The following is a 22,886-nucleotide window of genomic DNA, read 5'->3' as shown; positions in this document are numbered from 1 at the left end:
AAAACTGTAAAATATAATTATTACCGATGCTGTACACGGGCGGGCGGATAGGTGAGAAATTACGTCTCTACAGCTTCCCCGGCACCTTTTTTACAAAATGCTAAAGCCAACAGCGTTCGGCGACGCTACAATATAGCAGTTAACCCATACCGCATCAATCGAGAACATAACTTCCCCTATGTCAGATACTCATCCAGCGCCTGCAAATAAAGTTCGTTTTATTGAAGTTGAAAGCGATCAAGCAGGACAACGTATTGATAACTTCTTGCGTACCGCCCTTAAGGGTGTACCTAAAAGCATGATCTATCGCCTGTTGCGCAAGGGGGAGGTTCGGGTTAACAAAAAGCGAATAAAACCTGATGGTCGTATTCAGGCAGGAGATTTGGTGAGAATTCCGCCTATCCGCGTAGCTGAGCCAAATGAGGTGCCATTGGTAGGGCAGGGCTTATTAGACTTGTTGGCATCTTCTGTACTTTATGAGTCTAAGTCTTTGATCGTTATAAATAAGCCTTCTGGATTGGCAGTACATGGCGGTAGTGGTATTAATTTGGGTTTAATCGAAGCGCTCCGGCAACTCAGGCCGGAGGAGCGCTTTCTTGAATTGGTGCACCGCTTGGATAGGGATACCTCGGGTTGTATCATGATCGCTAAAAAACGCAGTATGCTCCGCTTTTTGCATGAGGCGCTTCGTCAGAATCGTGTCAATAAAATTTATCATGCCTTAGTGATCGGAAAGTGGGAGACACGGAACAATCAAGTAGATGCGCCTTTGAGAAAGAATGAACTTAAATCAGGTGAGCGTATCGTAAAGGTGCAGGCCGATGGTAAGGCCTCGTTAACACGCTTTCGTGTTTTACGACGTTTTGGGCAAGAAGCTACATTGGTTGAGGCCAAACCCGTCACGGGGCGCACGCACCAAATTCGTGTGCACACTCAGTTTGCAGGACACCCTATAATCGGTGATGAAAAATATGGGGTTGAATCTATCAATAAAGTTATGAAATCCCAAGGGGTTCGTCGTCTGTTTCTACACTCTGCAACATTAGATGTGGAGTTGCCTGAAGGCGAAAAGCTGCTTGTTCATGCGCCCTTGGAGCCTGCATTGAAACAAGCGATTGATGCGCTTGCAGATAAACATAGTATGTATCAGGGAACAACTGAATGATCAAAAGTAAGGTATTTCAGTATGCGGACCAAATGTTGGCTAAGGGGAACCCGCCAACGCTTGAGGCTATTTGTACTGAAACGGGGTTGGGTGTTGATGAAGTAAAACCCTTATTAGCGTTATGGCAAGCAGAGCTTGAGCAGAGAATCAGTTTTGATAAAGAGCAATTTATTCCTGATGTGCCTGATTCATTAAATGCTGCGTTTTCTCGAATCTGGCAGCAAGCTGTTGAGGAGGCTGTTTCTCGGGTGATGCTTGAGAGCAAGAGCATTGGTCAAAATGTAGATGAAATCCGTCGCTTATCTGACGATACCGCAAAAGAGATGCAGTATCGTCAACAAGAGTTGGAAAACCGTCTTCGTGAGCAATCGAAGAAGAATGAGGACTTGCTTACGCAGAATAAGTCTCTTGAAGCGGAGATGTCAGTTTTAAAAAGTGGCCTAACTTCCGAGACGACACAGCGCAAACAAGAGGAACAGATACGCTCTAATGTTGAGCATGAATTGGCTCACCTTCGCAAAGCGTTTGAAGACTCTAAACGTACCTTTGATCAGCGAATCAAAGATGAGCAACGCCATGCATTAGAGGTCGTAAGCAAGGCAGATGTAGACGTTCGCTACTATAAAAACGCCTTAGAAAAGCTCAGAGATGAGGTTGGCAAAAAAGAGTCGGCATTAACAAAAGAGATTCATGATCAAAAAGCAGAGCTTGCAAAAAAAGATGTAAAAACTGAAACGCAGCGCACGCAAATCCGTAGCCAAGAAGAGGAATTAAAGGTCCTTAAGCAAGAAGCGACTACGCAAAGCCGTGAATTGGCTCGTTGCAATGCTGCCCTGCTGGCTGAAACTAACCGTACAAAACGTTTAGAGGATAAAGGGCGAGAGCTGGATAATGAGATCAAACGCTTGAATCAAAAGCAATTGCACGCTGCTTCTGACTGGGGTCGAAGAGAGAATTTGTTAAGAACGCAGTTAAAGGAGAAGGAAGAAGAGCTGATGCGTTTGCAGTCGCGTATCGCTAGTCTTGAAAAGCGGATGATTACGCAAGATGAAGAGATTAGGCGTCTCAACGCCAGATTATGATTAACATCTCTTATTCTTTACAGTTATATTTTGGTGTGTATTAATAACAACTTATAGTTTTAGATATCTGGGCGAGACATTATGAAGCTTCAACAGTTACGTTACATTTGGGAAGTTGCGCGGCATGATCTTAACGTATCTGCTACGGCCCAGAGTCTTTACACCTCTCAGCCAGGCATTAGTAAGCAAATTCGACTGTTAGAAGATGAACTGGGGGTTGAAGTATTTGCCCGTAGTGGCAAGCACCTAACGCGTGTGACCCCAGCGGGTGAGGCTATTCTTGAAGTAGCAGGGCAGATTCTACAGAAAGTTGAAAGCATCAAGCAGGTAGCGCAAGAGTTTAGTGACGAGAAAAAAGGAAGTCTTGCTGTAGCAACAACTCACACCCAAGCGCGTTACGCTTTGCCTAAAACCATCACGGAATTCATAAAAAGTTACCCTGATGTATCTTTGCATATGCATCAAGGTACGCCGATGCAAATTTCTGAGATGGCAGCGGATGGCACCGTCGACTTTGCTATTGCTACCGAAGCGATGGCGCATTTCTCCGACCTGATTATGATGCCTTGCTATCGTTGGAATCGCTCAGTCATCGTACCCAAAGATCATCCGTTAACGCAGGTGTCCAAGCTTACCCTTAAAGATGTGGCTGATTACCCCATCGTGACGTATGTATTTGGTTTTACAGGACGCTCTAAGTTGGATGATGCGTTTCGGCGCGAAGGGTTAGAGCCTAAGGTTGTGTTTACGGCTGTGGATTCTGATGTCATCAAAGCGTATGTTCGATTGAACCTAGGTGTTGGGATTGTCGCCACGATGGCTTACGAACCAGACGTAGACAAAGACTTAGTTGCTTTGGATGCCAGCCATCTATTTGAGCCTAGTACCACTAAAATCGGTTTCCGCAAAGGGACCTTCCTTCGTGGCTATATGTTTGATTTTATCCAGCAGTTTGCACCGCACCTTACAAAAGATGTGGTTCAGCAAGTGCTGGCTTGTAGCAACCGTGCTGAAATTGATGAGATTTTTGCACATCAGACACTACCAGACTTCTAAACCAGAGGCAGCATTGCAAGCAGTGAAGTAACAGGTTAAATTGCCTGCTCTTTATTAAGCCGATGATTGTTTGAGGAGTTGCTTGTGGAACTGGCCTGTCTTGATCTGGAAGGTGTTTTAATTCCGGAAATTTGGATCGCATTTGCGGAAGAAACGGGAATCGAAGAGCTAAAAGCGACGACGCGCGATATTCCTGATTATGATGTATTAATGAAACAGCGCTTGCGAATCCTTGATGAGCATGGTCTGACACTGCCTCAGATACAGGACACTATCAGCCGCTTAACGCCACTAGAAGGTGCGTGCGAATTTATTGATTGGCTGCGCGAACGTTTTCAGGTAGTTATCTTGTCAGATACCTTCTATGAATTTGCAGCACCGCTAATGAAGCAGTTGGGCTATCCGACCTTGCTTTGTCACAAGCTAGAGGTCGATGAGGCTGGGCGTATCACAGATTATACTTTGCGTCAGCGCGACCCTAAGCGCCAGTCAGTGCGCGCTTTTCAGTTGCTGAACTATCGTGTGATTGCAACAGGTGATTCTTACAACGACACAACGATGCTGATGCAGGCAGAAGCTGGTATTCTGTTCCATTCGCCGCAAAATGTGATTGATGAGTTCCCGCAGTTTCCTGCCGTACATACTTATGAAGAACTGAAAAAAGAGTTCTTAAAAGCCAGCAACCGCAATTTATCTCTCTAGTCGTTATCTAGGATAAGGCCCTACGCTGTTACAGTTGATGGGCCTTTCTATATTTTCCTTCATAGTCAAAAATACGTTCGCTGATTTGCCAGAATTTCCCTTTTTTGCGTGCAATAACGAAATCTGGGGAAGTCAGATGATGCGCGAGCTGTTCAACTTCGCGTGCCTTTTTAAACTGTATTGGCTTGCTGGCATGCTGAAAGCGTCTTCCGAATAATTGATTAAACTTTTGGCGTTGTCCGGGGGAAGCAAAGTCAAAACGTTCCTGTAAAGTTTCGCCTTGCTCATCATGGTAGATCACAGTAACCCGTGACTCTTTAATCTCTATGCTAATGCCAGCACAGCGCATTACGAGAGCGTCTTTGAGTTGGAGTGCTTTTTTAAGCTGGTCATCGGGGTCAATGATTGCTTCATGGCATTGATGGCAGTTTCTGGCTGCAATATCATTCTCGGCATTACAAAACGGGCAGTTTTTGAATCGAAAGCGATAATCACATTGGATAGGCTCTCCTTGTTCAGAAAGGTGAGTAGCTTGGCACCGTCGCCCATAATGTTCAATGACGTTACCGTCGGTGTCTTTTTTACCCCAAAAGGTGTTGCCAAACTCGCAGGAAGGGCAAAAAACCATTACGGGCTCAGAGTCTGGATTGGGTTTGGTTGTTCCCACTTCTGGGTGGAACAGATTAAATTGATTACCTGCATAATCAACGATCAGGCAATCGGTCTTATTAGGACTTAATCTGAGTCCGCGGCCTGCAATTTGCTGATATAAGCTCACCGATTCAGTTGGTCTAAGTATGGCAATCATATCAACATGAGGTGCATCAAACCCGGTAGTCAATACAGACACATTGATAAGGTACTTGATGTGCTGCGACTTAAAATCGCGGATCAGCTGATCCCGCTGTTCAGGGGGCGTCTCACCTGTGATCAGCGCACTGCTCTGTGAAGGGAGGTAACTCAGAACTTCATGTGCGTGCTTAACCGTAGCTGCGAAGATCATAACGCCTTTTCGGTGCTCTGATAGCGCTTCAATTTGCTGGCAGATTGAGTTAGTGACGCGCTTACACCGGGTGAGTAATTCATTGACGGGCTTCTCGGGGAGTTGACCGAAGCGGTCAGGGGTAATAGCGGAAAAGTCATATTGTGCAATAGCGGCATCTTCTAACCGTGGAGGAGTGAGATAACCTTTGGAGATCATATATCTTAACGGTAGCTCGTAAATGCAAAATTTGAACGGCTTGCTGTCTTCACTGCGAATATAACCATGGTAATGGTATTGATAAATCCATCCTAGCCCGAGTCGATAAGGTGTTGCAGTCAGTCCAAGGATGCGTAAATCAGGATCAAGTGATCTTAAATGAGCGATGGTCTTTTGGTATTGACTATCTTCGTCCTCACTGAGTCGATGGCATTCGTCGATGATCAAGAGGCTGTAGGGATCTATCAAGGAGTCTAAGTTACGGGAGATAGATTGGACGCTGGCGAAAGTTATTTGGTAATTGGTTTGCTTACGTTTTAGTCCGGCAGAGTATATGCCAGCCTCACGACCGAGCGCGATAAACTTTTCATGGTTTTGCTCAACCAGCTCTTTAACGTGTGCCAGTATCATGATTTTACCCTTTGCTAAGCGCGCTAGCTCAGCAATAACGAGGCTTTTACCTGCTCCCGTAGGTAGAACAATAACCGCAGGCTCGGTTGTTTTTCTAAAATGCTGTAGTGTGCGCTCAACGGCTTCCTGTTGATAAGGGCGCAATGTATAAGTTGTCATGAAAGTAGGATAATAACTATCGTGAGAGATAAAAAGGCGTAAATGTATCCGTATAAAAAAATGTTGCGCCGCAGTATTAAAGCCAGTTTTTGTTAAGCAATGAGCTGTTATACTCGGACGAGTAATGTTCAATAAACCTCGTTATTTTGATTGATAAGGAAAAAAGATGAAATTCAACAATCTGCTTGTGGCATCTATGCTGGCGTCTGCTGTTGTATTAACAGGTTGCGACAATGATGATGCTAAAAAAGTCGTTGAAGAAACCCAATCTACCGCAACTGAAGTAGCGAAAGAAGCATCTGAATCGACACAGTCGGCAATGGATGCTGTTAAAGAGAACGCGACCAAAGCGGTTGATAGCGCTAAAGAAGCAGCAACAAAAGCGGTCGAAGGCGCCAAAGATGCCTCTGCTGATGCAATGGCAGCTACTAAAGATGCAGCAGCTAAAACGGTCGATGCAGCAAAAGACGCGGCTAACGAAGCAATAGAAGCCACTAAAGAAGCGGCTACCAATACCGTTGAGGGAGCAAAAGACGCTGCATCATCCGCTGTGGAAGCGACAAAAGAAGCGACCTCCAATGTTGTAGAATCGGCTAAAGAAAAGGCAGCTGAAGGTATCAAAGAGGTATCAGCACCAGCTACAGAGATGACTTCAGAAGCTAAAGCCGGAGTGGAGCAAGGCGCTCAGGCAGCGATGGAGCAAGCGAAGGATGTAGTTAAAACCGCTGAGTAATTTCTCAAATACGGCTCCTTGGTGACTAAGGAGCCATTTTCTGAATATTTGCCTAGCGCGGTGTAGCTATCACTTCGACTATCCGAATGGCATTGTCTGCTAGGTTTTTCTGCACATTGCTGCCCATCACTGAGAAGTCTGGCCCTAAAACTAGTGCTGGCGTCAGTGCTGGCTTCTGTACTTTATTCGCTTTCTCTGTTTGTCGTGTCCTCCATAACAGGGCCTCTTGTGTCCAGTCTTCGATAGAGCCAATAGTGAAGCCTTGCTCTTTCAGTAGAGATAGCAGCGCTTCCTCTTCTATGAGGTGCGAATGATCCGGTTGGCTAGCCCAAGGAACAGGGAAACGCATGCTCGCGTAATCATCCCCTTTTAAAACCTCATGCAGGATGAGTTGTCCATTAGGAGAAAGCACCCGAGATATTTCCTGTAGTGCTTTTTTCTTATCCGGAATATTCAGTAGGCTGTGCTGCATGACGACATAGTCAAAACTGTCATAATCAAACGGTAATGACTGCCCATCAGCAGTAAGAATGCTTGAGCTGTGTGGCGCTGTTAGGTGGTTAATTGCACTGTTCAGTCTATTAAGTGGATGGGTAATATCTAAACACACATAGAGTGCTTCTTTGTGCTGGTTATGATAATAAAGTCGTGAGAGCCCACCTAGCCCGCTACCTATTTCCAGAATACGACTCGCCTTATCGATGCGCTTGAGTAGTTTGTCTGACGCTTTAATGCCGCCTATATGTAGTTGGTCAATGGGAGCTAGTTGAAATGGACTGGGGCCTTCAGGGTAAGCCTGCTGAATGGTATCCAGAATAGTATCTAAATGCGAAAAGTGGCCATAGTGCTCATCAATAGAAGTCATAGCAGAGTCGCTTATCCATAAGGGTTTTCATGTATCTATCTTAGCGGATAAGCGTGAGTTCGGCTATGTCGATTCAGATGTTCGGTTAAACGGCGATGGGTAATTGAAAAAGTAACCTAAAATGAGCGTACAAAAATACACGGCCCAAAATGCGAACACGGTGTCGCTCAAAAAGTGCGCGCCTTCCATCATCCGGCTCAGACTGATGATGGCGCCTAAGCCGACGCCTCCCCAGAACCAGCGGCGGCTGGTAAAAACCCAGCCTAAAACGATGGCATAAAAACCGATGGCGGAGTGCCCGCTGACAAAGGAACAATTTTTCTTACAGGCTCCTGAGTAGATAAAGGCTGGTGTGAAGCGATTCTCACCACCAAACTCCTCAATCTGTACGGGGCGAGCGCGTCCTACGGAGTTATCTTTTACGAAAACATTAACAAATAAACCGGGACCGACCACCATGGTCGCGATTAAAAATACAAATGCTTTTTGGCGGCTTTTGACCCCTTTCTTCCAATAATAGATCGCACCAGCAATAAACAGAACGAGCCACAACAGATGGATCTTAGCGAAGGTTGCGTGAATGAAACGGTTGAACCAAAGATCGTCTAACCAAAAGCCTAGCTCCGGTTTGTAGAAAAGGGAGGAAACCCACAAATCAATACCGGAAAAGAGCGTAAAAAACACGTAGCACGCAAGCAGTAACCGGATGTCTGTTCGCTTTAATAATTTGTCAATCTGACTCATTTTAATACCCTTTGAACCCGCGACATATATACAAATAGAGCTCGCGGGTTAAATCTTTAAAAACCGGTTGTGTAAAGTGCGTTGCACCAGAGCAGCTATCAAATCGTGCTAGCCGTTCAGGTACAACTGGTATGTTGTCGATCACAATAAATGCCTGTTGGGGCTGGTTTTCATACGTTCTTAGGTTGAAAAAAAGATCGTAATAATCATCAATTCTGTCTGGGTTTGAGTTCCAACGAGCTACTCTCAAATCTCCGCTATCGCCGTAGAAACCGACGTAGGCTAATAGTTTTCTAGAGGGACTGGTGAGTAAAGCATCCGGATTGCTCTTTAAAATGGGAGCAATTTGCTGTGCTAGTTGTGGCCAGCCTTCTGTCCGTTGGTAGACGTTGTTTTTGCGTGTGGGTTCAATACCTAGCCCATTTAAAATAAAGGGCCAATGATAAAAGGTACTTACTAACAGTAGCTGTACAGCTAAACCGACCAACAACTTTTTAGGGTGTTGGCTTAAAAAATAACCAACAGACAGCGCAACGCCAATAATGCAAGGGGCAGCCCAGTTAATAAAAGCCCGAGAAAGTAACGCCTGAGTAGAAATGACTAAAAAGAGCGGCAAAAAGAGCGCAAGCAACAAGCCTATATGGGGTAGGGATGATCGTGCATGTTTGCTGAACCATTGACGTAATAAAAAATAACTCCAAATAGGGCCGTAGACTAACAGTTGGCTGAAAACGAACTCGGCCAATTTGTCAGGGTGGAAAAGTTGTCGATCCAGTTGGGAGATATCTGAGGTGTGGCTGAGCGTAACAAAGTCGTGTAGGTAGTTCCAATAGATATTAGGGGAGAAAATCAGCCCTGCCAATAGTGCAGCCGCCCAAGGTTTTGCAGTAAACAGCAGCGGGCGATGGCTAGGGGAAAGCGCCATAAAAATGAACAACCCCATCGGTAGGGCGCCCATGGTGTACTTACTGAGCATGCCCAGACCAACAGATACCCCAAGGGTTATCCAGTCTTGCCAGTGGTTGCTGTCAACAGCACGGATAAAGAGATACGTGCTTAACGCCCAAAAAAATAACAAAGGTGCATCGGTCGTAATAAAGAGGCTATTAAAGCCAACCAATAAAACGGAAGAAAACACGCATGCAGCCGTTACACCCGCAGCCGTGCTCCATAGTCGTCTACCAATGAAGAAAAGAATACCGGCGGTGGCGCTATATAAAATCGGAGCACCCATTTTGACAGCAACATCGCTATGCCCGAACAGGTTAGTAAACAGTGCGATGACCCATGCAACCATGGGTGGTTTTGAGTAGTAGCCCCAGTCAAGGTTTAGCGACCAGTGATAATAATAGGCTTCATCGTAAAATAGAGAGACCTGAGGCTGCATGAGTGACAGGATTCGATATAAGGTAATCGCAATCAAGAAAAAAGCCAGATTGCGACCACTAAACAGTGCGAAAGCTGTAGGCATTTTATCCTGTGCCAGAGTCGAATGGGACATACTGTTTTAAGCGTCTCTTCTGTGTAAAAATGGTTCGGCATTATAGCACCATATCAGATGGCGTTTTGGTGTAGAGGTTAACTTCTTTTTACGGTTTGTTGGCGGTCGTATGATGTTTCGGACACTTACAGTTTTACTCGTAGCTCCTTTTATATTTGCAGGGTGTGCAGTCTCATCGGGGGCTGAGCAAACGCAAGGTGAAATCTATAACGTTGAAACGTTGCGCTACTGGCCGAAAAAAGTGGATGAAACCTCCGGTTTAGCGCGCCATGGTGGTTATCTATGGACCATCAATGACAGCGGTGGGAAAGCGTCTGTTTATGCCTTTGATGAGCAAACTTATGAGTTTAGTAAACGGGTCGATCTGAAAGGTGCTGAAAATATCGATTGGGAGTCACTGGCACAGGATGAGCAATTACTTTATGTGGCAGATTGCGGCAGTAACCTGAGCCATCGACGTGTGCTGCAGATCTATCGTGTTGCGTGGGCTGACCTCGAAAGCGCAGATAATAAAGGGGATGTTACATTCGATAAGCTTATCTATAGTTATGATGATCGTCCCTCTTATCCAAAGCCTGAAGAAAATAATTTCGACTGTGAAGCAGTAACGCTCGTAGATGGGCAAATATGGGTATTTACCAAGAATCGTGGGGACCTAAAGTCGCGGCTTTATATATTAGATCCTAAAACGCGCTCGCAGATCGTTGCACCAACAATGACATTGCCCGTCAATGGCTTGATTACAGCGGCAGATTACCACTCAGCTACTGGTAAGTTAGCCCTGTTAGGGTATAAAAAAGCCAGTGTGTTTGGGCAATCTTTTGTCTGGCTTGTTGATGTAAAAGAGGGGATCTTGGATTGGCAGAGCGCGCGTTATCATTTGCTTTTGCCATACGGGCAGTGGGAAGCGGTGTCATGGGAAAGTAGCAGTAGCTTGCTGGTTACATCCGAAGATAGCCCTCTTGGAAAACAACAAGTGGCGAGGATTGTTTTAACGCAGACGCCATAAAAAGGGCAGGATAAATCCCCCACTTCGTGGATGATTTCTACTATAATATTCGCCCTTCCGAATGCGTCGGACAGGTCAATTTTATCTATTCAGGAAAGAGATCGGCAGCTTATGCTCCAGATTTACAACACACTTACGAAGAAGAAAGCTCCTTTTGAACCGCTGCAACCAGGGCATATCAATATGTATGTTTGTGGTATCACCGTTTATGACTACTGTCATATCGGACATGCGCGAGTCATGGTGTGTTTTGACGTAATTACCCGTTATCTACGGGCACGTGGCTGGAATGTAAAGTATGTGCGAAATATCACGGATGTTGATGATAAAATCATCAAGCGTGCTAATGAGAACAACGAGCCGGTTGATCAGCTAACTGAGCGCATGATTACGGCAATGCATGAAGATGAGGATAGACTGAGCGTGTTGCGTCCTGATTTGGAGCCACGAGCAACTGCCCATATCGATGATATTATCACCATGGTGCAAACCCTGATCGAAAAAGGTTATGCCTACCCAGCTGCCAATGGCGATGTTTACTACCGTGTGGAGAAGTTCGCCACGTACGGCAAACTGACCAACAAAAATATCGAAGAACTACGCTCGGGCGCACGTATCGAAGTAGAAGAAGCCAAAGAAAGTCCGTTGGACTTCGTACTATGGAAAAGCGCCAAAGCAGGTGAAGTCAGTTGGGATTCTCCTTGGGGTGCTGGACGCCCTGGCTGGCATATCGAATGTTCGGCTATGTCCAAATGCTGCCTAGGCGATACCTTTGATATTCATGGCGGTGGCCCTGATCTACCTTTTCCGCACCATGAAAATGAAATTGCTCAATCGGAAGCGGCCAATGGTTGTACTTATGTGAATACCTGGATGCATGCGGGGCCGGTTAGGGTAAACAGTGAAAAGATGTCTAAATCACTGGGTAACTTTTTTACCATCCGAGATGTGCTTGAAAAATACAACGCAGAAGTGGTGCGTTTCTTTTTAGCACGGGTTCATTATCGTAGCTATATTGACTACAGCGAAGACAGCCTGAAAGAAGCTAGGGTGATGCTGGAACGTTTCTATCAAGCGCTGGTGGGGGTTGAACTCAACGCGACGGCTCAACACCCACTTGTGGATGAGATAGAGCAAGCATTCTTTGCCGCCATGGATGATGATTTCAATACGCCTAAAGCGATTTCTGTTCTGTTTGAACTGGTCAACGAGCTAAACAAGTGCAAGCAAACAACCCCACAACAAGCTTCGGCACTGGCGGCTAAGCTGGTTGAATTGGCCGGTATTATTGGTTTGTTGCAACAAGAGCCTGATGCTTTCCTGAAAGGCGATGCCAAAGAGGGCGAGCTAACGGCCGAAGTGATTGAGCAAATGATTGCTGAGCGTGTCGAGGCGAAAGCGACCAAAGATTTCGCACAGGCGGATCTTATTCGTGAGCGTCTGGCAGAGCGGGGTGTTATTCTCAAAGATAGCCGAGAAGGTACAACTTGGTATCGTGAAGGCTAATCAATGCTTGCACCAAAAAAGCGAGCCGTAGCTCGCTTTTTTTATGGGTTGGCCTGATATAAGGCGTTAGTCTTTCATCTCGGCAGCTTCTAATGTGTTCTCCATTAAGCAAGCAACCGTCATTGGTCCAACACCGCCCGGTACGGGCGTAATCCATCCAGCGCGCTCAACTGCTTCATCGTAGCCTACATCACCGACCAAGCGACCATCATCCATACGGTTGATCCCCACATCAATAACAATCGCCCCTTCCTTAATCCACTCGCCTTTAACCAGATTGGGCTTGCCTACCCCAACCACGACAATATCAGCACGCTTAACATGGAAAGCTAAGTCGCGGGTAAAACGATGAGTGGTAGTAACGGTGCTACCGGCCAGCAAAAGCTCAAGGGACATAGGGCGGCCAACGATATTGGAAGCACCCACCACAACCGCTTCTTGACCATGAAGATCTACACCTGTGGACTCTAGCAGTTTCATCACGCCTTTAGGCGTACAAGGGCGTAGTACCGGCATACGTTGTGCTAAGCGCCCTAAGTTGAATGCATGGAAACCATCGACATCTTTGCTTGGTTTGATGCGTTCAAGAATCTCGTTACCATCTAAACCTGCAGGTAGCGGCAATTGGACAAGGATACCGTCAATATCAGTTTTATGGTTCAGCTCATCGACCAAATTGAGCAGTTCTTGCTGCGTCGTAGTTTCAGGAAGATCATAAGAGATCGACTCAATACCCACCTCTTTACAGGCATTTTTTTTATTGCGTACATAAACGTGAGAAGCGGGATCATTGCCGACAATAACCACAGCCAGAGACGGAGCGCGCTTCCCTTGGGAGATGCGAGTTTCAATACGAGCAGCTACCTGGCGACGTACATCGGCAGCAATCTGTTTTCCGTCAATAATCTGTGCGGTCATCTTATGGGTGATTCCTGAGGCTGGCTTAAGAAAAAACTGCGCGAATTTTCTCATGTTCAGCCCCTTGCGCCAATAGCCGTTAGGCGAATAAGTGAGGCTTTCGTTACAAACTCAGTGAAAAAAGCGGTTGACGCTTTTTATACCCTGCTTTAGGATACGCCCTCCTTTATGAGGCCTTTGAATCTCGGTTCAGCAGCAGGGCCTTATAAAGGTCTTAAAATTCCCTATATGGGGCTATAGCTCAGTTGGATAGAGCATCCGCCTTCTAAGCGGACGGTCGCGGGTTCGAATCCTGCTAGCCCCGCCATTTCGGCACTTTATACTGACCACTCTGTACCACATTCCTTGTAGTTGCGTGGCCTTCAGCCTAGTAACCATGATCATAGTGACCATATAACCGCTTTTATGTGTGTAATATTGGATCTTTCTTGGGCCTTTTGCTATTTCAAAACTCAGAGCACTCAAATAAAAGCAAATTTCGTGGTTACTAGGCATTTAAGTAATTCGCTATGTGTATCAAGCCTCGTTATGCATCAATGCTCGTTCCTTCCTTCAAGTACATATCAGAATCAGCTAGCCATCTGTTTACTTCTTTGAAAAGTTTGCGATCCAGTTTATGTTTCTAAGCTTCCCTTAATGCTCTATTACTTCCTGTTAGGGCTTGCCTTGTGATTCTGCTTGTTAGCAGTTACTAATGCTCTGAGGTGTTTCATCGACGATTCATATAAGCTATATTGTCTCCAGATTTATAAGGCTGGCCTGTAAGAGTTAATGCTCTCAATACTAGAAGGAACTTAACATGAGCAACTTCCAGAAATGGATTGTCAAAAATATCATTGGGACACTTCTGTTTCTAACATTTCCTGCTTGGGGAGCATATGACCCTACACCAGTAAAGCTATCAGAAAACGGCAAAGGAAGCGTTCTGATTTTTCCCTTTTATACGACTGAAAATGGTTGGGATACCTATATTAATGTCTTAGGTGATACGGATAGACATTCTCGCGGACTCTCACCGATTTTGCACATGAAGGTGCGTAGCCCAGAAACGGGGGAAGTAACAGAAGCATTCAATATTTACTTGAAAAGCTATGAAAACTTTAGGGCAAGTATCAGTGCCAATGCTGAAGGTAAATCCATACTCAGAGTAGCTGAAGGTACATGCTTAATTGACGGTAATAAAAACATTGCTTTAGCTCATTACGGTGGAGTTGGTACAGAGTTTGTTCTTGAGAATAGCTTGGGAAGTATAGAGCTCTATGTCACGAATAATTATCTGGATTTATATGGAGAGTCTGGTTGGGAAAAGGATTCTGATTGCGATGATTTCATGAACTCATGGAGGTCTGGCTTATGGGCTTCGGATTCATCAAGTGGAGTGCTTTTATCCCGTGGGCGACCGGAGATGCAAGGTAAAGCAAATTTGGTGAATGTAGGAAAAGGCCTTGCTTCTGAGTATCTGCCGACAGCTTTTATTGATACAGAAATCGACTTACCTCACCTAAAAGCTAGCAACACTATTTTGGATCTATCTCAGGTTAAAGGTGGAGAAGGTACATATGGAGGTGGTATTCGGGCTGTAATCGGAGCTTTGGAAGAAGGTGATATCAGTAATGAGGTCGTCGTTCTGGATGAGATAAATGCAAAAACAGACTGGGTAATAACATATCCGCTAGCTGGATATGCTAATTATAAACCTTTCGAGTTAGCATCTAATGGAAAGACGAAATACTGTGATAGCTTTTATGCGACACCTAAAGAAGACGACCCTTCTGTTATAAGTGGTAGGCTGGCATCGCCTCATACGTTTTTCAGTACTGGTAATGGGGTACAATCTGAAAATATCTTTTTTGAGGATCTAGAGTATACACCTAGACCGCCCGCTCCAGAAGAGAGTATTTCTCTCAACCTTTGTAACGCAGTAAATGTTTTATCCTTTGATAGCTCTAGGCCTATCGTTACTAATTCTGCTTCTGAGTATGTGGAGCATCTGAATGGTGTTATCGTCAATCCTGTGAGTAATGTAACGTGGTTTCACGCTAGCCCCTATATTTTAGGCTTTAGACTAACAACTTTCGAGAATGGAACATTGAACGGTGGTAACACTCTTGCCAATTATTCTCTATTGTCAAAACACAACTATGAATAAGCTACAATTGAAGGCTCTATAGCCAGATACGATTTAGCACTATTGAATCAACAGTGCCCTTTAATTGAGGGTGAAACATGGTTTGGGTGTCTTACCAGCATCACGCTTTTGTACTGGACAATTGGTAAAACAGGTCTAGAATCAGCGATAGTAAAAAGCTTCAAGGAAGAAAACGCGCAGGTTAGGGCAATATTGTGCATGGGTATTAACAAGGACGCCTCCTCAAGATTCCTTCCGACAAGCTTTTAAAAAGTAACGAGTTGTACTGCTTCCTGACTTACAAGCAAGGAAGGGTATTGTGTGTGTGCATAAAGGGACTGCTTTAGCACTCTAGGAGTTAAATTAGCTAATGTCTGAAGGGATACAACAAAACTGGATTGCTAGTTTTTGGAGAAGAATAGGGGCACTTGTTGTTGATTCGTTGCTTCTCGGCCTTGTTGGTTTCTTGTTGGGGTTGACCTTTTTCCTATCTTTTCTCCCTCTAATTGTTCTTGCTTGGGCGATATCTATAATCTATTTATACATATTTAACCGAATCCCTAGGCAATCGCTTCATGATCTTGTCGTGGTTACATATGTGGTCAATGCTAATAAAGTAATTAGTTATGTCAATGAAAGATCTTATCTTTCATTTAATAATGTAAGTGACGTTTATTTTTTTCGTAAATTGACCGAGGTTTTTGTTAATAATTATCCAAGGTTTTAGATAAAGGTGCATTGATAATAACGCTTACTTACGAATGCAGCATTGTATCTGGTCTCAATGGTCAAGTTGCGCGCATAACTTTAATCCAGGTGAAGTATGGAATAATCATGACATCATATAGAGGATGTTATTTTATATGACGGATAAAAAGACATTATTTTTTGAAACTTAAAAGGAGAGGAAAGGGATGAAATTATTAATGGCTATGTATCTTTTCATGTGCTGCTCTGTGTCGTTTGCAGATGAAGTAAGTGATTTGAGAGATTTAGCAAGGCTTTCTCAAGATTACAGAGAGCTTGCTATAGATTGCTTAATAGAGGTGAAGACTAATAAAACTAATGGTTGGGAAGGTGAGGTGTGTGAAAAATATAAAAAATTCTCAACGACTGGTCTTCAATCTTTTAAGGTAGAAACGGAGGCGGCTACTTCGGCATTTAAAGAATATTCAAAGTCAGATGGGGCTACCAAAAATAGGGTGAAACGTGGCTTAAAACAGTTGGTTTTGATTCAAGAAAATGCAGAAAGTATTCGTAATATTACTAGTAAGATTAAAGCTGAGTTACAAAAATAATATATATTAGTTTTGATATTGGGTTGAGTTGTTTTTGAGATAAGTGGGATTTTTTATAATTTCTAATTTATTTTAAAATTTATATTTTAGTGAATGGAGGCAGTGTGGGCAGGCTTTTTATATTGTTGTTGGCTTTTTTTAGTCCAATTACTGAGGCAGAAATTAAGAATAAGGTGCAACTAGATGTGCCAGTGGTGAAACAAGGTAAATCGCTTTGTGGTCCGGCTACGATAGAGATGCTATTTAGATACTGGGGGGTTAGTAAGTATGATCAGTATGATATAGCGAAGTCGATGTTGGTACAATTTCCTAACTCCAAAAGATATAAAAATTCTGGTATTTTTAAAACCCCTATTGATTGGAGTAAGTATCCGGGTACTGGGACAATTAATATGCGTGAGTTTCTTAAAAGGTTTGGTGAAACAAAAAACATAATGTTGGAGCGCGAGCCGCTAAGTAAAAGGCAGAAGGTGGTTAAACGAAACGAGATGTTCCAGAGGGTAAAGCAATATGTTTCGGACGGTGTACCAGTTATTGTGCATCAATACTGGAGATTACCTAAATCAAGAGGTCATTACCGTATAGTCACTGGATACGATGAACGTAAAAAAATTGTGTACCTAAATGACGCTGATTCAAGTAAGAAGGTAACACAGACTTATGACGAGTTTTTGCAGTTGTGGAACTTTGATCAAAGATGGCTTCACTACAATGCTATAGCATTTAACTTGAAACGTGATCAGTTGGACGTGCAACTATAGAAGCTAACTTGTATTAGCCCTTTTAGGTAAATAGGTTATAGTAGCGTTCGTTCACATAGCCAAACCATAACTAACTCAAATAGGGTAGCGATGAGCTTTTTACAAGGAAGCCAGGACCGATGGCCTTTGCCAAAATTTGATGAAAATGATCAACCTCATTTTTTATTTATTATTACTCCCCCTTACTCTGGTTCAACAGCGTTAGCCGAGCTGTTAAATACAAGTCATAGAACAATGATTCTTCAGTCGAGAGGGGAGGGGCAGTGGCTTATTCCAGGGTTGTGTGAGGCAGATAGGTGGGATCCTAAAAAGGAGGTAAACTATTTGTCTATAAAAGCAACGTGGTTAAATGTGTATCAGCAGGTCAAGCGGTTAACTCAAAATATTGATGTGGTTATAGAGAAAAGCCCGCCAAATATGATGAGGCTTGACAAGCTTTCATCTCAGTTCCGTGATTGTTCTTTTATCGCTAACAATCGTGACCCATACGCGAATTGCGCAAGTATTCTATACCGTCATCATGATGCAGATAATTTGAGTTTACACGAGAGGAAAGGTGTATTAAGTGGGTTGGTAAAAGCTTGGGTAATGAGAAGTAATAAAATTCAAGAACTAGTCTTAAGCCGCAATATTCCCCTTTTAACGTATGAATCATTTTGCCGGCAGCCGTCAGCTATAATTGATATGTTGAAAATACCAAAGGAAATTTCTGATTCTATTAACCCTGACGCTAATGTAAGAGTAAAAGATTATAAGCTTCAACCTATATCCAATCAAAATGAACGGCAAATCTTGAAGCTATCTAGTGAGGAAGTAGAATATATTAGCGAGCAGTTGAGTTCTAATAGAGAACTACTCAAATTCTTCGGCTACCGGCTATTACGATAAAGATATGCAGTCTGTTGCCTGTTCCTACGGGCTTCCTCATATCTTATATGTTCGGTGTATATTCACCAATGAGGGCTTGGTGTTAACCTTAGGAAAATTGAACTAAGGATATGTATTTATGGCGTTTAAGCTTGAATCTTTTATCTCTTCTTGTCTAGCAGTCATTAATGATGCCGATGCGCATAAGCAAATCACAGCCCTACTAACGGAGGCTGTGGCCGATCCGGATTCGATCTATGCTGAAATAGGTTGGCCAGAGAAGGCTCAGATCGAAAAGCTCTATGTATCGGACAAGTTAACGATCGTCAATGTGGTGTGGGCGCCTAAAATGACATTATTACCTCATAACCACAATATGTGGGCGTCCATTGGGGTGTATTGCGGTCGCGAAGATAATATCTTGTGGCGTCGACTCAAAGATGAGCCAAACCGGATTGAGGCGGCAGGTGCTAAAACGATTGGCTCTACTGAGGTGCAGCCGCTGGGGGCAAACATTATTCATTCGGTAACAAATCCTACCTCCGCATTTACTGCGGCAATTCATGTGTATGGCGGTAACTTTTTTGAGAATGAGCGTAGTGAGTGGGAGCCTTCTTCGTTGACGGAACAGCCTTATGATGTTGTTAAGAACCTTAGCCTGTTTGAGCAAGAGAACGCTATCTTACAGTTTTTAAAAGGAAATTAGTTCAAGCTCTGGCTACAAATGTCGATATCTGTCCTATACTGATACTTTAAAAAATATGGAATTGACGGGTAAGGGAGGGGCTTGCTTGCAAAATCACCAAAAATTACGTGTTATCTGCAACGTGGAAGCAGGTTGTCTTGGGCCGGATGGCGGAAACCATATAGAAAAGTTTTGTACGTTTGCACAAAAACAACTGATGGCGTTAGATTTAGGTTTTGTTCATTGGGAAGTCGTGCCACGTACTGATAAACGTGTGCCTGAAGTTCAGTATGGCGTGATGGGTAAAATGATTAACAGCGACCAAGCGGGAAAGTTTCTGGCGCTGTTTAATGAGGAGATTGGTCACTTCGAGGGTTTTATTGCAGACCAATTATCTACCCTTATAGATCAGTATTGGGGGCGTTAAGCCTTAGTGTTGTCAGAATCAAAGAGTGCAAAGTGTGGCCAGTGTTTTTGTACGACTGGGCTTCTCTGGTTCCATGTGTGGCAGGTGTTCATAACAGGTGGAAGTGGCTTGCCAGGTTCCCAGTTTTCTTCTTTCTCTCTATCTTGATAAGTTGCTTGATAGGCTGCTGTAGCTATGGGCCCCAATAGCTCTAACAGGTGTGTGCAGCCGTTTTCTCCACTAAATAGGGTCTTTGTTACTTTGGTAAATCCCGGCTTAATCTGCACTCCAATCAGTTTTTTGTAGGCTTGAGTTATCCCTTTGCAGTGCTGAAAGGGGGTGAAGTCCATTGTGGCTTCAGCATCTACGATATTTAAATCTAGGTCGATGGTGATACGTAGCGCCATATCATGAATAGGTTCGCCAGCAGGTATCTCGCCTTGATTACGTTCTTTAGAGGTGATGCTGTGATCTTTTACATCAACCAGATGGCCTTCGATATCCCATAATCCGTCATCTCGTCGATAACCTTTACAAACAACGGTCCGTGTATGTTGTTGTGTTCTTGGGGCTGGTTTTGATAACGGCATAGGATTATTTTCGTCGAATTATCTTATATGAGCAGCGAATTATATAGCATTACGGCTCCTTGGGGGCTAAAAAATGTATCATATTATATGTCCATTTTTTTAGTGATAATGGATGATTAAAGGCCACCAAATCGCTTGAAAAAATGAGGTGCAGGGTCAGGCAGTGGTCCGTCAGCGGTTTCTTGAGTTTTTGATAAGTAAAGTTCTGCTGGCTGGAAGATCTGTCGATAAATGTTTCGACAGAGTATTCTAGCTGATGTGCCAACCCAGTCAGCAGGTAACAGTTTTTCGGGTAACCGAGGGTCGCGTAGCAGCAGGCGTCGATAATGATGGATCAGTAATGTGCGTAGCTGGAAGCATTGTTCCGGGTCTAAGTCGGTTTGCCCATCCAGTGTTCTGAGAATGGGACGAAAACGGTCGAGAAAGACTTGATAATCCTGGCTTAAGGTTTCTAGGTTCCAGCATTCATGCACCAGCTCCTTTAGGGGCGCTGAGGTTTGGTTTTCAAGGAGTGAGGACTTCATATGAATAATTTCATTAGTCACACAGAGCTCTTGTAGGGTGCTGTTGATCTCTGCCATGTCTGCCATTGGGTGCGCCATAATGCCCGGTGCTATGTTGCCAAAACCTTGCCATTCGAGCTCTTTTTTCAATACTTTACGTAGCTCATTGTCCAACTGCGTGGTGATGATCATGTCCCACTGGCCTTTCCATTCAGGATAAAGCTCTGCATATATGCGCTTAAAAGCGCTTTCGAAGCGACGACGACCAGAGTCTGTCAGGCTGTAGTAACTGCGCCGACCTACTTGGTTTGAGGTAAGCCATCCTTCTTTAGTGAGTCGAAATATAGAGGTGCGCACAAGGCGTTGGTTGAGCCCTAAAGGTTCTAATAGGCTAATCAGGCTGCCGAGCCAAACAGATCCGCCACGGGGCGCGATTGCATCACCGTAAATCGTAATAATGAGAGAGCCACCGCGAATAGGGCGTTGGTTCTTGAATTCTTCTACGAGGTCGTCAATGCATTTTAATCTATTCATTCGTATGTGTATCACATTTCCCACGGGGACTATTGAAAAGTGCTTGGCCTAAGTCTCTGATTTTACGGGCTTCATAGAGTACGGGCAACACCACAAAGTGTAGGTGTTAGGCGAATGGACTAGTAGTTAAGCAGTTGACATGCATCAAATGATACACTAATTTAACTTAGTATTTTTATTTTGTGTCATTATTGTTTCTTGAATGTTTATTCAGATACAGAGGGTGAGGGCACTCAATAAGCAGAAGATAATTTCTATCTAGGAAATAATCTTCTGCTTAAGGATGGGATTATTCCCTATAGAAAATCGGGTATCTTTTGACAAATATCAATATTTTGGTGTTGAGATAAGTTATTTGTGATACAAAAAAACTGTCTCTAGTCATATAGGTGTGTAGAGTTCTTTTAGAGATTCTCTGTATGCCGGGGCGCCGGAAGATACTAATAACAATAGAAACTTCACTTTGGTATGACCACAAGTGATTCCTCAAAGCCAGGAGAGCAAGTCAATGATAAGAAGAAACTTCCTGAAAGTTGCGGGTGCTGTGACACTAGGCATGTCGCTTTCTACTTCAGTTATGGCCGAAACCGTTTTGCGTGTTGGTAGCTGGTTACCTCCTACGCATGCTCAAAACGCTGTAGTTTGGCCTACATGGGCTAAATGGGTTGAAGAAGCTACCGAAGGCCGTGTCAAAGTTGAAATGGAGTATGGCTTGGGCCATCCCAAGACGATGTTTGAGTTGGTTGAGGATGGTGCGGTAGATGCAAGCTTCAGCTACCACGGCTATGTTCCTGGTCGCTTTAAGTTGACCCAGGGGGTTGAGCAGCCACTGATGGGAGCAAGCGCAGAGGCGGCTTCCGTTGCTCATTGGCGTGTCCACAATAAATATTTTGCCAAGGCGCAAGAACATGATGGCCTTGAAGTGTTAGCACTATTTACCCATGGCCCGGGCCAGATCCATATGGCAAACCCAATTAACAGCTTGGCTGACCTTAAGTCCAAGAAGATTCGTTTAGGCGGTGGTGTTCAGGGTGAGCTAGGTAAGCGTATGGATGTGACAGCTGTTGGCGCACCGGCACCTAAAGTATACGAAATGATGCAACAGGGTGTGATCGATGGCGTCTTTATCCCAATGGGTGAGCAGAAATCTCTTCGTTTGAAGGAAGTAGCTAAGCACGTTGTCGCGTTGCCAGGTGGTATGTACTTAGGAAGCTTTGCCATGTTCATCAGTCCTGATTTCATGGATGGATTAAGCGAAAAAGATCGCGAGGCAATCCGTTCTGTTTCGGGTGAAAAACTATCTGCAATGGCGGGTGCTGCATGGGATGCTGCAGATAAAGAGGGCTTAGAAGCCGCTCTGGCGGATGGTGTTTCTGTAAACCAGGTAGCAGAAGATGGCGCAATGGCTCAGGAATTCCGTGATCTAGTAAAAGGCATGGATAATGAATGGGTTGCACATGTGGCTGACCGTAAAGTGGATGCGAAAGCAGCCCTTGAAGAGTTACGTGAAATCGCACGTAGCTACGGTAAGTAAGGAGTTTTACTATGGCATTTAGTGCCTGGTTAACAGCGCACTATGAAGAGAAAGGGCCAGTCCGTTGGCTGGCCTTTGCTCTGGAATTGGTGGCTGCCGTTACGTTGTTCTTATTGATGTTCCTGACCTGCGCGGATGTGGTAGGTCGTTATTTCTTCGGTAATTCTGTAGATGGTACAACCGAGTTAACAGAGATCGGTATTGCAATATTGGTCTTTGCTGAGATGCCTGTAATTACTTGGCGTGGCGGGCATGTTGTTGTCGATATTTTAGACAAAATGTGGGGCAGCGTTGCATTGAAAGTACTTGGGCTGTTATCAGCGTTTTTGATGTCGTCTGCTATGTACTTTTTAGGCGTTCGAATTTTTGAATTAGCTGAGCGCTCACTGCGTCGGGATGAAATTACTGAGTTGCTGGAAATTCCGGTGGGTTACATTGTTCAGTATATCGCTGTGATGAGTTGGGCTACGGCTGCTTTGATGATTACCTACGGTATTTACCATCAGATTATTCAGAATCGCGATTAAT

At 44.2% G+C, this 22,886-nt stretch carries 22 protein-coding genes and 1 tRNA gene; 16 read left to right on the top strand and 7 right to left on the bottom strand.

Going from position 1 to position 22,886, the window contains the following annotated elements; genetic code table 11:
• The first annotated feature begins 178 nt into the window (after positions 1 to 178).
• The 4 genes from rluC to thrH all read left to right on the top strand — a co-directional run bounded on the left by rluC (position 179) and on the right by thrH (position 4,005).
• A complete protein-coding gene (rluC, locus tag F0U83_RS09360) occupies positions 179 to 1,165 on the top strand; it encodes a 23S rRNA pseudouridine(955/2504/2580) synthase RluC (protein WP_138988285.1) in 987 nt (328 codons plus the stop codon).
• Positions 1,162 to 2,247: a DNA-binding protein gene (locus F0U83_RS09355; RefSeq protein ID WP_138988284.1), complete on the top strand. Its 1,086-nt coding sequence runs from the start codon at positions 1,162 to 1,164 to the stop codon at positions 2,245 to 2,247. Before rluC ends, F0U83_RS09355 begins: the two co-directional genes overlap by 4 nt.
• 81 nt (positions 2,248 to 2,328) lie before the next feature.
• Entirely contained in the window at positions 2,329 to 3,303 is a 975-nt protein-coding gene (gene cysB / locus F0U83_RS09350) for an HTH-type transcriptional regulator CysB (RefSeq protein WP_138988283.1), read from the top strand.
• 84 nt (positions 3,304 to 3,387) lie between these two features.
• A complete protein-coding gene (thrH, locus tag F0U83_RS09345; RefSeq protein WP_138988282.1) occupies positions 3,388 to 4,005 on the top strand; it encodes a bifunctional phosphoserine phosphatase/homoserine phosphotransferase ThrH in 618 nt (205 codons plus the stop codon).
• A 28-nt stretch (positions 4,006 to 4,033) separates the two neighbouring features.
• Here the strand turns inward: thrH and radD are convergent, their stop codons facing one another.
• Complete coding sequence (radD, locus tag F0U83_RS09340) at positions 4,034 to 5,776, bottom strand: DNA repair helicase RadD (RefSeq protein ID WP_138988281.1); 1,743 nt, start codon at positions 5,774 to 5,776, stop codon at positions 4,034 to 4,036.
• 166 nt (positions 5,777 to 5,942) lie between these two features.
• Here radD and F0U83_RS09335 point away from each other — a divergent pair, with 166 nt between their 5' ends.
• Positions 5,943 to 6,509 carry a hypothetical protein gene (locus tag F0U83_RS09335; protein ID WP_138988280.1) on the top strand — a complete coding sequence of 189 codons (567 nt, stop codon included), beginning with the start codon at positions 5,943 to 5,945 and terminating at the stop codon, positions 6,507 to 6,509.
• Positions 6,510 to 6,561: 52 nt separating this feature from the next.
• On the opposite strand, the gene F0U83_RS09330 is transcribed toward F0U83_RS09335, so the two are convergent.
• The 3 genes from F0U83_RS09330 to F0U83_RS09320 form a co-directional block, all read right to left on the bottom strand.
• Complete coding sequence (locus F0U83_RS09330) at positions 6,562 to 7,374, bottom strand: class I SAM-dependent methyltransferase (protein ID WP_138988279.1); 813 nt, start codon at positions 7,372 to 7,374, stop codon at positions 6,562 to 6,564.
• A gap of 63 nt (positions 7,375 to 7,437) precedes the next feature.
• Complete coding sequence (locus F0U83_RS09325) at positions 7,438 to 8,118, bottom strand: phosphatase PAP2 family protein (protein ID WP_138988278.1); 681 nt, start codon at positions 8,116 to 8,118, stop codon at positions 7,438 to 7,440.
• Position 8,119: 1 nt separating this feature from the next.
• Entirely contained in the window at positions 8,120 to 9,619 is a 1,500-nt protein-coding gene (locus tag F0U83_RS09320) for a glycosyltransferase family 39 protein (RefSeq protein ID WP_138988277.1), read from the bottom strand.
• 109 nt (positions 9,620 to 9,728) lie between these two features.
• On the opposite strand from F0U83_RS09320, the gene F0U83_RS09315 reads away from it, so the two are divergent.
• Both F0U83_RS09315 and cysS read left to right on the top strand, forming a co-directional pair.
• Positions 9,729 to 10,628 carry a hypothetical protein gene (locus F0U83_RS09315; RefSeq protein ID WP_138988276.1) on the top strand — a complete coding sequence of 300 codons (900 nt, stop codon included), beginning with the start codon at positions 9,729 to 9,731 and terminating at the stop codon, positions 10,626 to 10,628.
• 111 nt (positions 10,629 to 10,739) lie between these two features.
• Positions 10,740 to 12,134 carry a cysteine--tRNA ligase gene (gene cysS, locus F0U83_RS09310; RefSeq protein ID WP_138988275.1) on the top strand — a complete coding sequence of 465 codons (1,395 nt, stop codon included), beginning with the start codon at positions 10,740 to 10,742 and terminating at the stop codon, positions 12,132 to 12,134.
• A gap of 66 nt (positions 12,135 to 12,200) precedes the next feature.
• Here the strand turns inward: cysS and folD are convergent, their stop codons facing one another.
• Positions 12,201 to 13,052, bottom strand: a complete 852-nt coding sequence (gene folD / locus F0U83_RS09305) for a bifunctional methylenetetrahydrofolate dehydrogenase/methenyltetrahydrofolate cyclohydrolase FolD (protein ID WP_138988330.1) — start codon at positions 13,050 to 13,052, stop codon at positions 12,201 to 12,203.
• A gap of 230 nt (positions 13,053 to 13,282) precedes the next feature.
• On the opposite strand from folD, the gene F0U83_RS09300 reads away from it, so the two are divergent.
• The 7 genes from F0U83_RS09300 to F0U83_RS09265 all read left to right on the top strand — a co-directional run bounded on the left by F0U83_RS09300 (position 13,283) and on the right by F0U83_RS09265 (position 19,218).
• Positions 13,283 to 13,359, top strand: a tRNA-Arg gene (locus tag F0U83_RS09300).
• Between the two features lie 492 nt (positions 13,360 to 13,851).
• Positions 13,852 to 15,201 (top strand): hypothetical protein, encoded by a 1,350-nt coding sequence (locus F0U83_RS09295; RefSeq protein ID WP_138988274.1) that lies wholly within the window; start codon positions 13,852 to 13,854, stop codon positions 15,199 to 15,201.
• Positions 15,202 to 16,094: 893 nt separating this feature from the next.
• A complete protein-coding gene (locus F0U83_RS09285; protein ID WP_138988273.1) occupies positions 16,095 to 16,478 on the top strand; it encodes a hypothetical protein in 384 nt (127 codons plus the stop codon).
• A gap of 104 nt (positions 16,479 to 16,582) precedes the next feature.
• The gene (locus F0U83_RS09280) at positions 16,583 to 17,239 is read left to right on the top strand and encodes a C39 family peptidase (protein WP_170221873.1); all 657 of its coding nucleotides are present in this window, start codon (positions 16,583 to 16,585) and stop codon (positions 17,237 to 17,239) included.
• Positions 17,240 to 17,329: 90 nt separating this feature from the next.
• Positions 17,330 to 18,127, top strand: coding sequence for a sulfotransferase (locus tag F0U83_RS09275; RefSeq protein ID WP_138988271.1), 798 nt, complete (start codon positions 17,330 to 17,332; stop codon positions 18,125 to 18,127).
• Between the two features lie 118 nt (positions 18,128 to 18,245).
• Entirely contained in the window at positions 18,246 to 18,812 is a 567-nt protein-coding gene (locus tag F0U83_RS09270) for a hypothetical protein (protein ID WP_138988270.1), read from the top strand.
• 85 nt (positions 18,813 to 18,897) lie between these two features.
• Complete coding sequence (locus tag F0U83_RS09265) at positions 18,898 to 19,218, top strand: hypothetical protein (RefSeq protein WP_138988269.1); 321 nt, start codon at positions 18,898 to 18,900, stop codon at positions 19,216 to 19,218.
• Here the strand turns inward: F0U83_RS09265 and F0U83_RS09260 are convergent.
• Positions 19,215 to 19,787 carry a DUF2889 domain-containing protein gene (locus F0U83_RS09260; protein ID WP_138988268.1) on the bottom strand — a complete coding sequence of 191 codons (573 nt, stop codon included), beginning with the start codon at positions 19,785 to 19,787 and terminating at the stop codon, positions 19,215 to 19,217. The two genes, F0U83_RS09265 and F0U83_RS09260, sit on opposite strands and share 4 nt — an antisense overlap.
• Before the next feature lie 116 nt (positions 19,788 to 19,903).
• Complete coding sequence (gene paaX / locus F0U83_RS09255) at positions 19,904 to 20,824, bottom strand: phenylacetic acid degradation operon negative regulatory protein PaaX (RefSeq protein WP_138988267.1); 921 nt, start codon at positions 20,822 to 20,824, stop codon at positions 19,904 to 19,906.
• A 508-nt stretch (positions 20,825 to 21,332) separates the two neighbouring features.
• Between paaX and F0U83_RS09250 the strand changes: the two genes are divergently transcribed.
• Together F0U83_RS09250 and F0U83_RS09245 are read left to right on the top strand one after the other, a co-directional pair.
• Positions 21,333 to 22,358 carry a TRAP transporter substrate-binding protein gene (locus F0U83_RS09250; RefSeq protein WP_138988266.1) on the top strand — a complete coding sequence of 342 codons (1,026 nt, stop codon included), beginning with the start codon at positions 21,333 to 21,335 and terminating at the stop codon, positions 22,356 to 22,358.
• Positions 22,359 to 22,369: 11 nt separating this feature from the next.
• Positions 22,370 to 22,885, top strand: coding sequence for a TRAP transporter small permease (locus F0U83_RS09245; RefSeq protein ID WP_138988265.1), 516 nt, complete (start codon positions 22,370 to 22,372; stop codon positions 22,883 to 22,885).
• Position 22,886 lies beyond the last annotated feature (1 nt).

The sequence above is a fragment of the Neptunomonas concharum genome (assembly GCF_008630635.1).
Lineage (GTDB): Bacteria > Pseudomonadota > Gammaproteobacteria > Pseudomonadales > Balneatricaceae > Neptunomonas > Neptunomonas concharum.
Note: the sequence above shows the minus strand (reverse complement) of the source record. Positions and strands in the feature narration are given on the sequence as shown.

Bases quoted from the DNA above. Each gene is read 5' to 3' on its own strand.
- F0U83_RS09295 (WP_138988274.1), top strand. From the start codon at position 13,852: ATGAGCAACTTCCAGAAATGGATTGTCAAAAATATCATTGGGACACTT.
- F0U83_RS09325 (WP_138988278.1), bottom strand. From the start codon at position 8,118: ATGAGTCAGATTGACAAATTATTAAAGCGAACAGACATCCGGTTACTG.
- F0U83_RS09275 (WP_138988271.1), top strand. From the start codon at position 17,330: ATGAGCTTTTTACAAGGAAGCCAGGACCGATGGCCTTTGCCAAAATTT.
- F0U83_RS09330 (WP_138988279.1), bottom strand. From the start codon at position 7,374: ATGACTTCTATTGATGAGCACTATGGCCACTTTTCGCATTTAGATACT.
- F0U83_RS09270 (WP_138988270.1), top strand. From the start codon at position 18,246: ATGGCGTTTAAGCTTGAATCTTTTATCTCTTCTTGTCTAGCAGTCATT.
- F0U83_RS09245 (WP_138988265.1), top strand. From the start codon at position 22,370: ATGGCATTTAGTGCCTGGTTAACAGCGCACTATGAAGAGAAAGGGCCA.
- rluC (WP_138988285.1), top strand. From the start codon at position 179: ATGTCAGATACTCATCCAGCGCCTGCAAATAAAGTTCGTTTTATTGAA.
- folD (WP_138988330.1), bottom strand. From the start codon at position 13,052: ATGACCGCACAGATTATTGACGGAAAACAGATTGCTGCCGATGTACGT.
- cysS (WP_138988275.1), top strand. From the start codon at position 10,740: ATGCTCCAGATTTACAACACACTTACGAAGAAGAAAGCTCCTTTTGAA.
- radD (WP_138988281.1), bottom strand. From the start codon at position 5,776: ATGACAACTTATACATTGCGCCCTTATCAACAGGAAGCCGTTGAGCGC.
- F0U83_RS09315 (WP_138988276.1), top strand. From the start codon at position 9,729: ATGATGTTTCGGACACTTACAGTTTTACTCGTAGCTCCTTTTATATTT.
- F0U83_RS09320 (WP_138988277.1), bottom strand. From the start codon at position 9,619: ATGTCCCATTCGACTCTGGCACAGGATAAAATGCCTACAGCTTTCGCA.
- F0U83_RS09335 (WP_138988280.1), top strand. From the start codon at position 5,943: ATGAAATTCAACAATCTGCTTGTGGCATCTATGCTGGCGTCTGCTGTT.
- F0U83_RS09250 (WP_138988266.1), top strand. From the start codon at position 21,333: ATGATAAGAAGAAACTTCCTGAAAGTTGCGGGTGCTGTGACACTAGGC.
- F0U83_RS09285 (WP_138988273.1), top strand. From the start codon at position 16,095: ATGAAATTATTAATGGCTATGTATCTTTTCATGTGCTGCTCTGTGTCG.
- paaX (WP_138988267.1), bottom strand. From the start codon at position 20,824: ATGAATAGATTAAAATGCATTGACGACCTCGTAGAAGAATTCAAGAAC.
- cysB (WP_138988283.1), top strand. From the start codon at position 2,329: ATGAAGCTTCAACAGTTACGTTACATTTGGGAAGTTGCGCGGCATGAT.
- F0U83_RS09355 (WP_138988284.1), top strand. From the start codon at position 1,162: ATGATCAAAAGTAAGGTATTTCAGTATGCGGACCAAATGTTGGCTAAG.
- F0U83_RS09260 (WP_138988268.1), bottom strand. From the start codon at position 19,787: ATGCCGTTATCAAAACCAGCCCCAAGAACACAACAACATACACGGACC.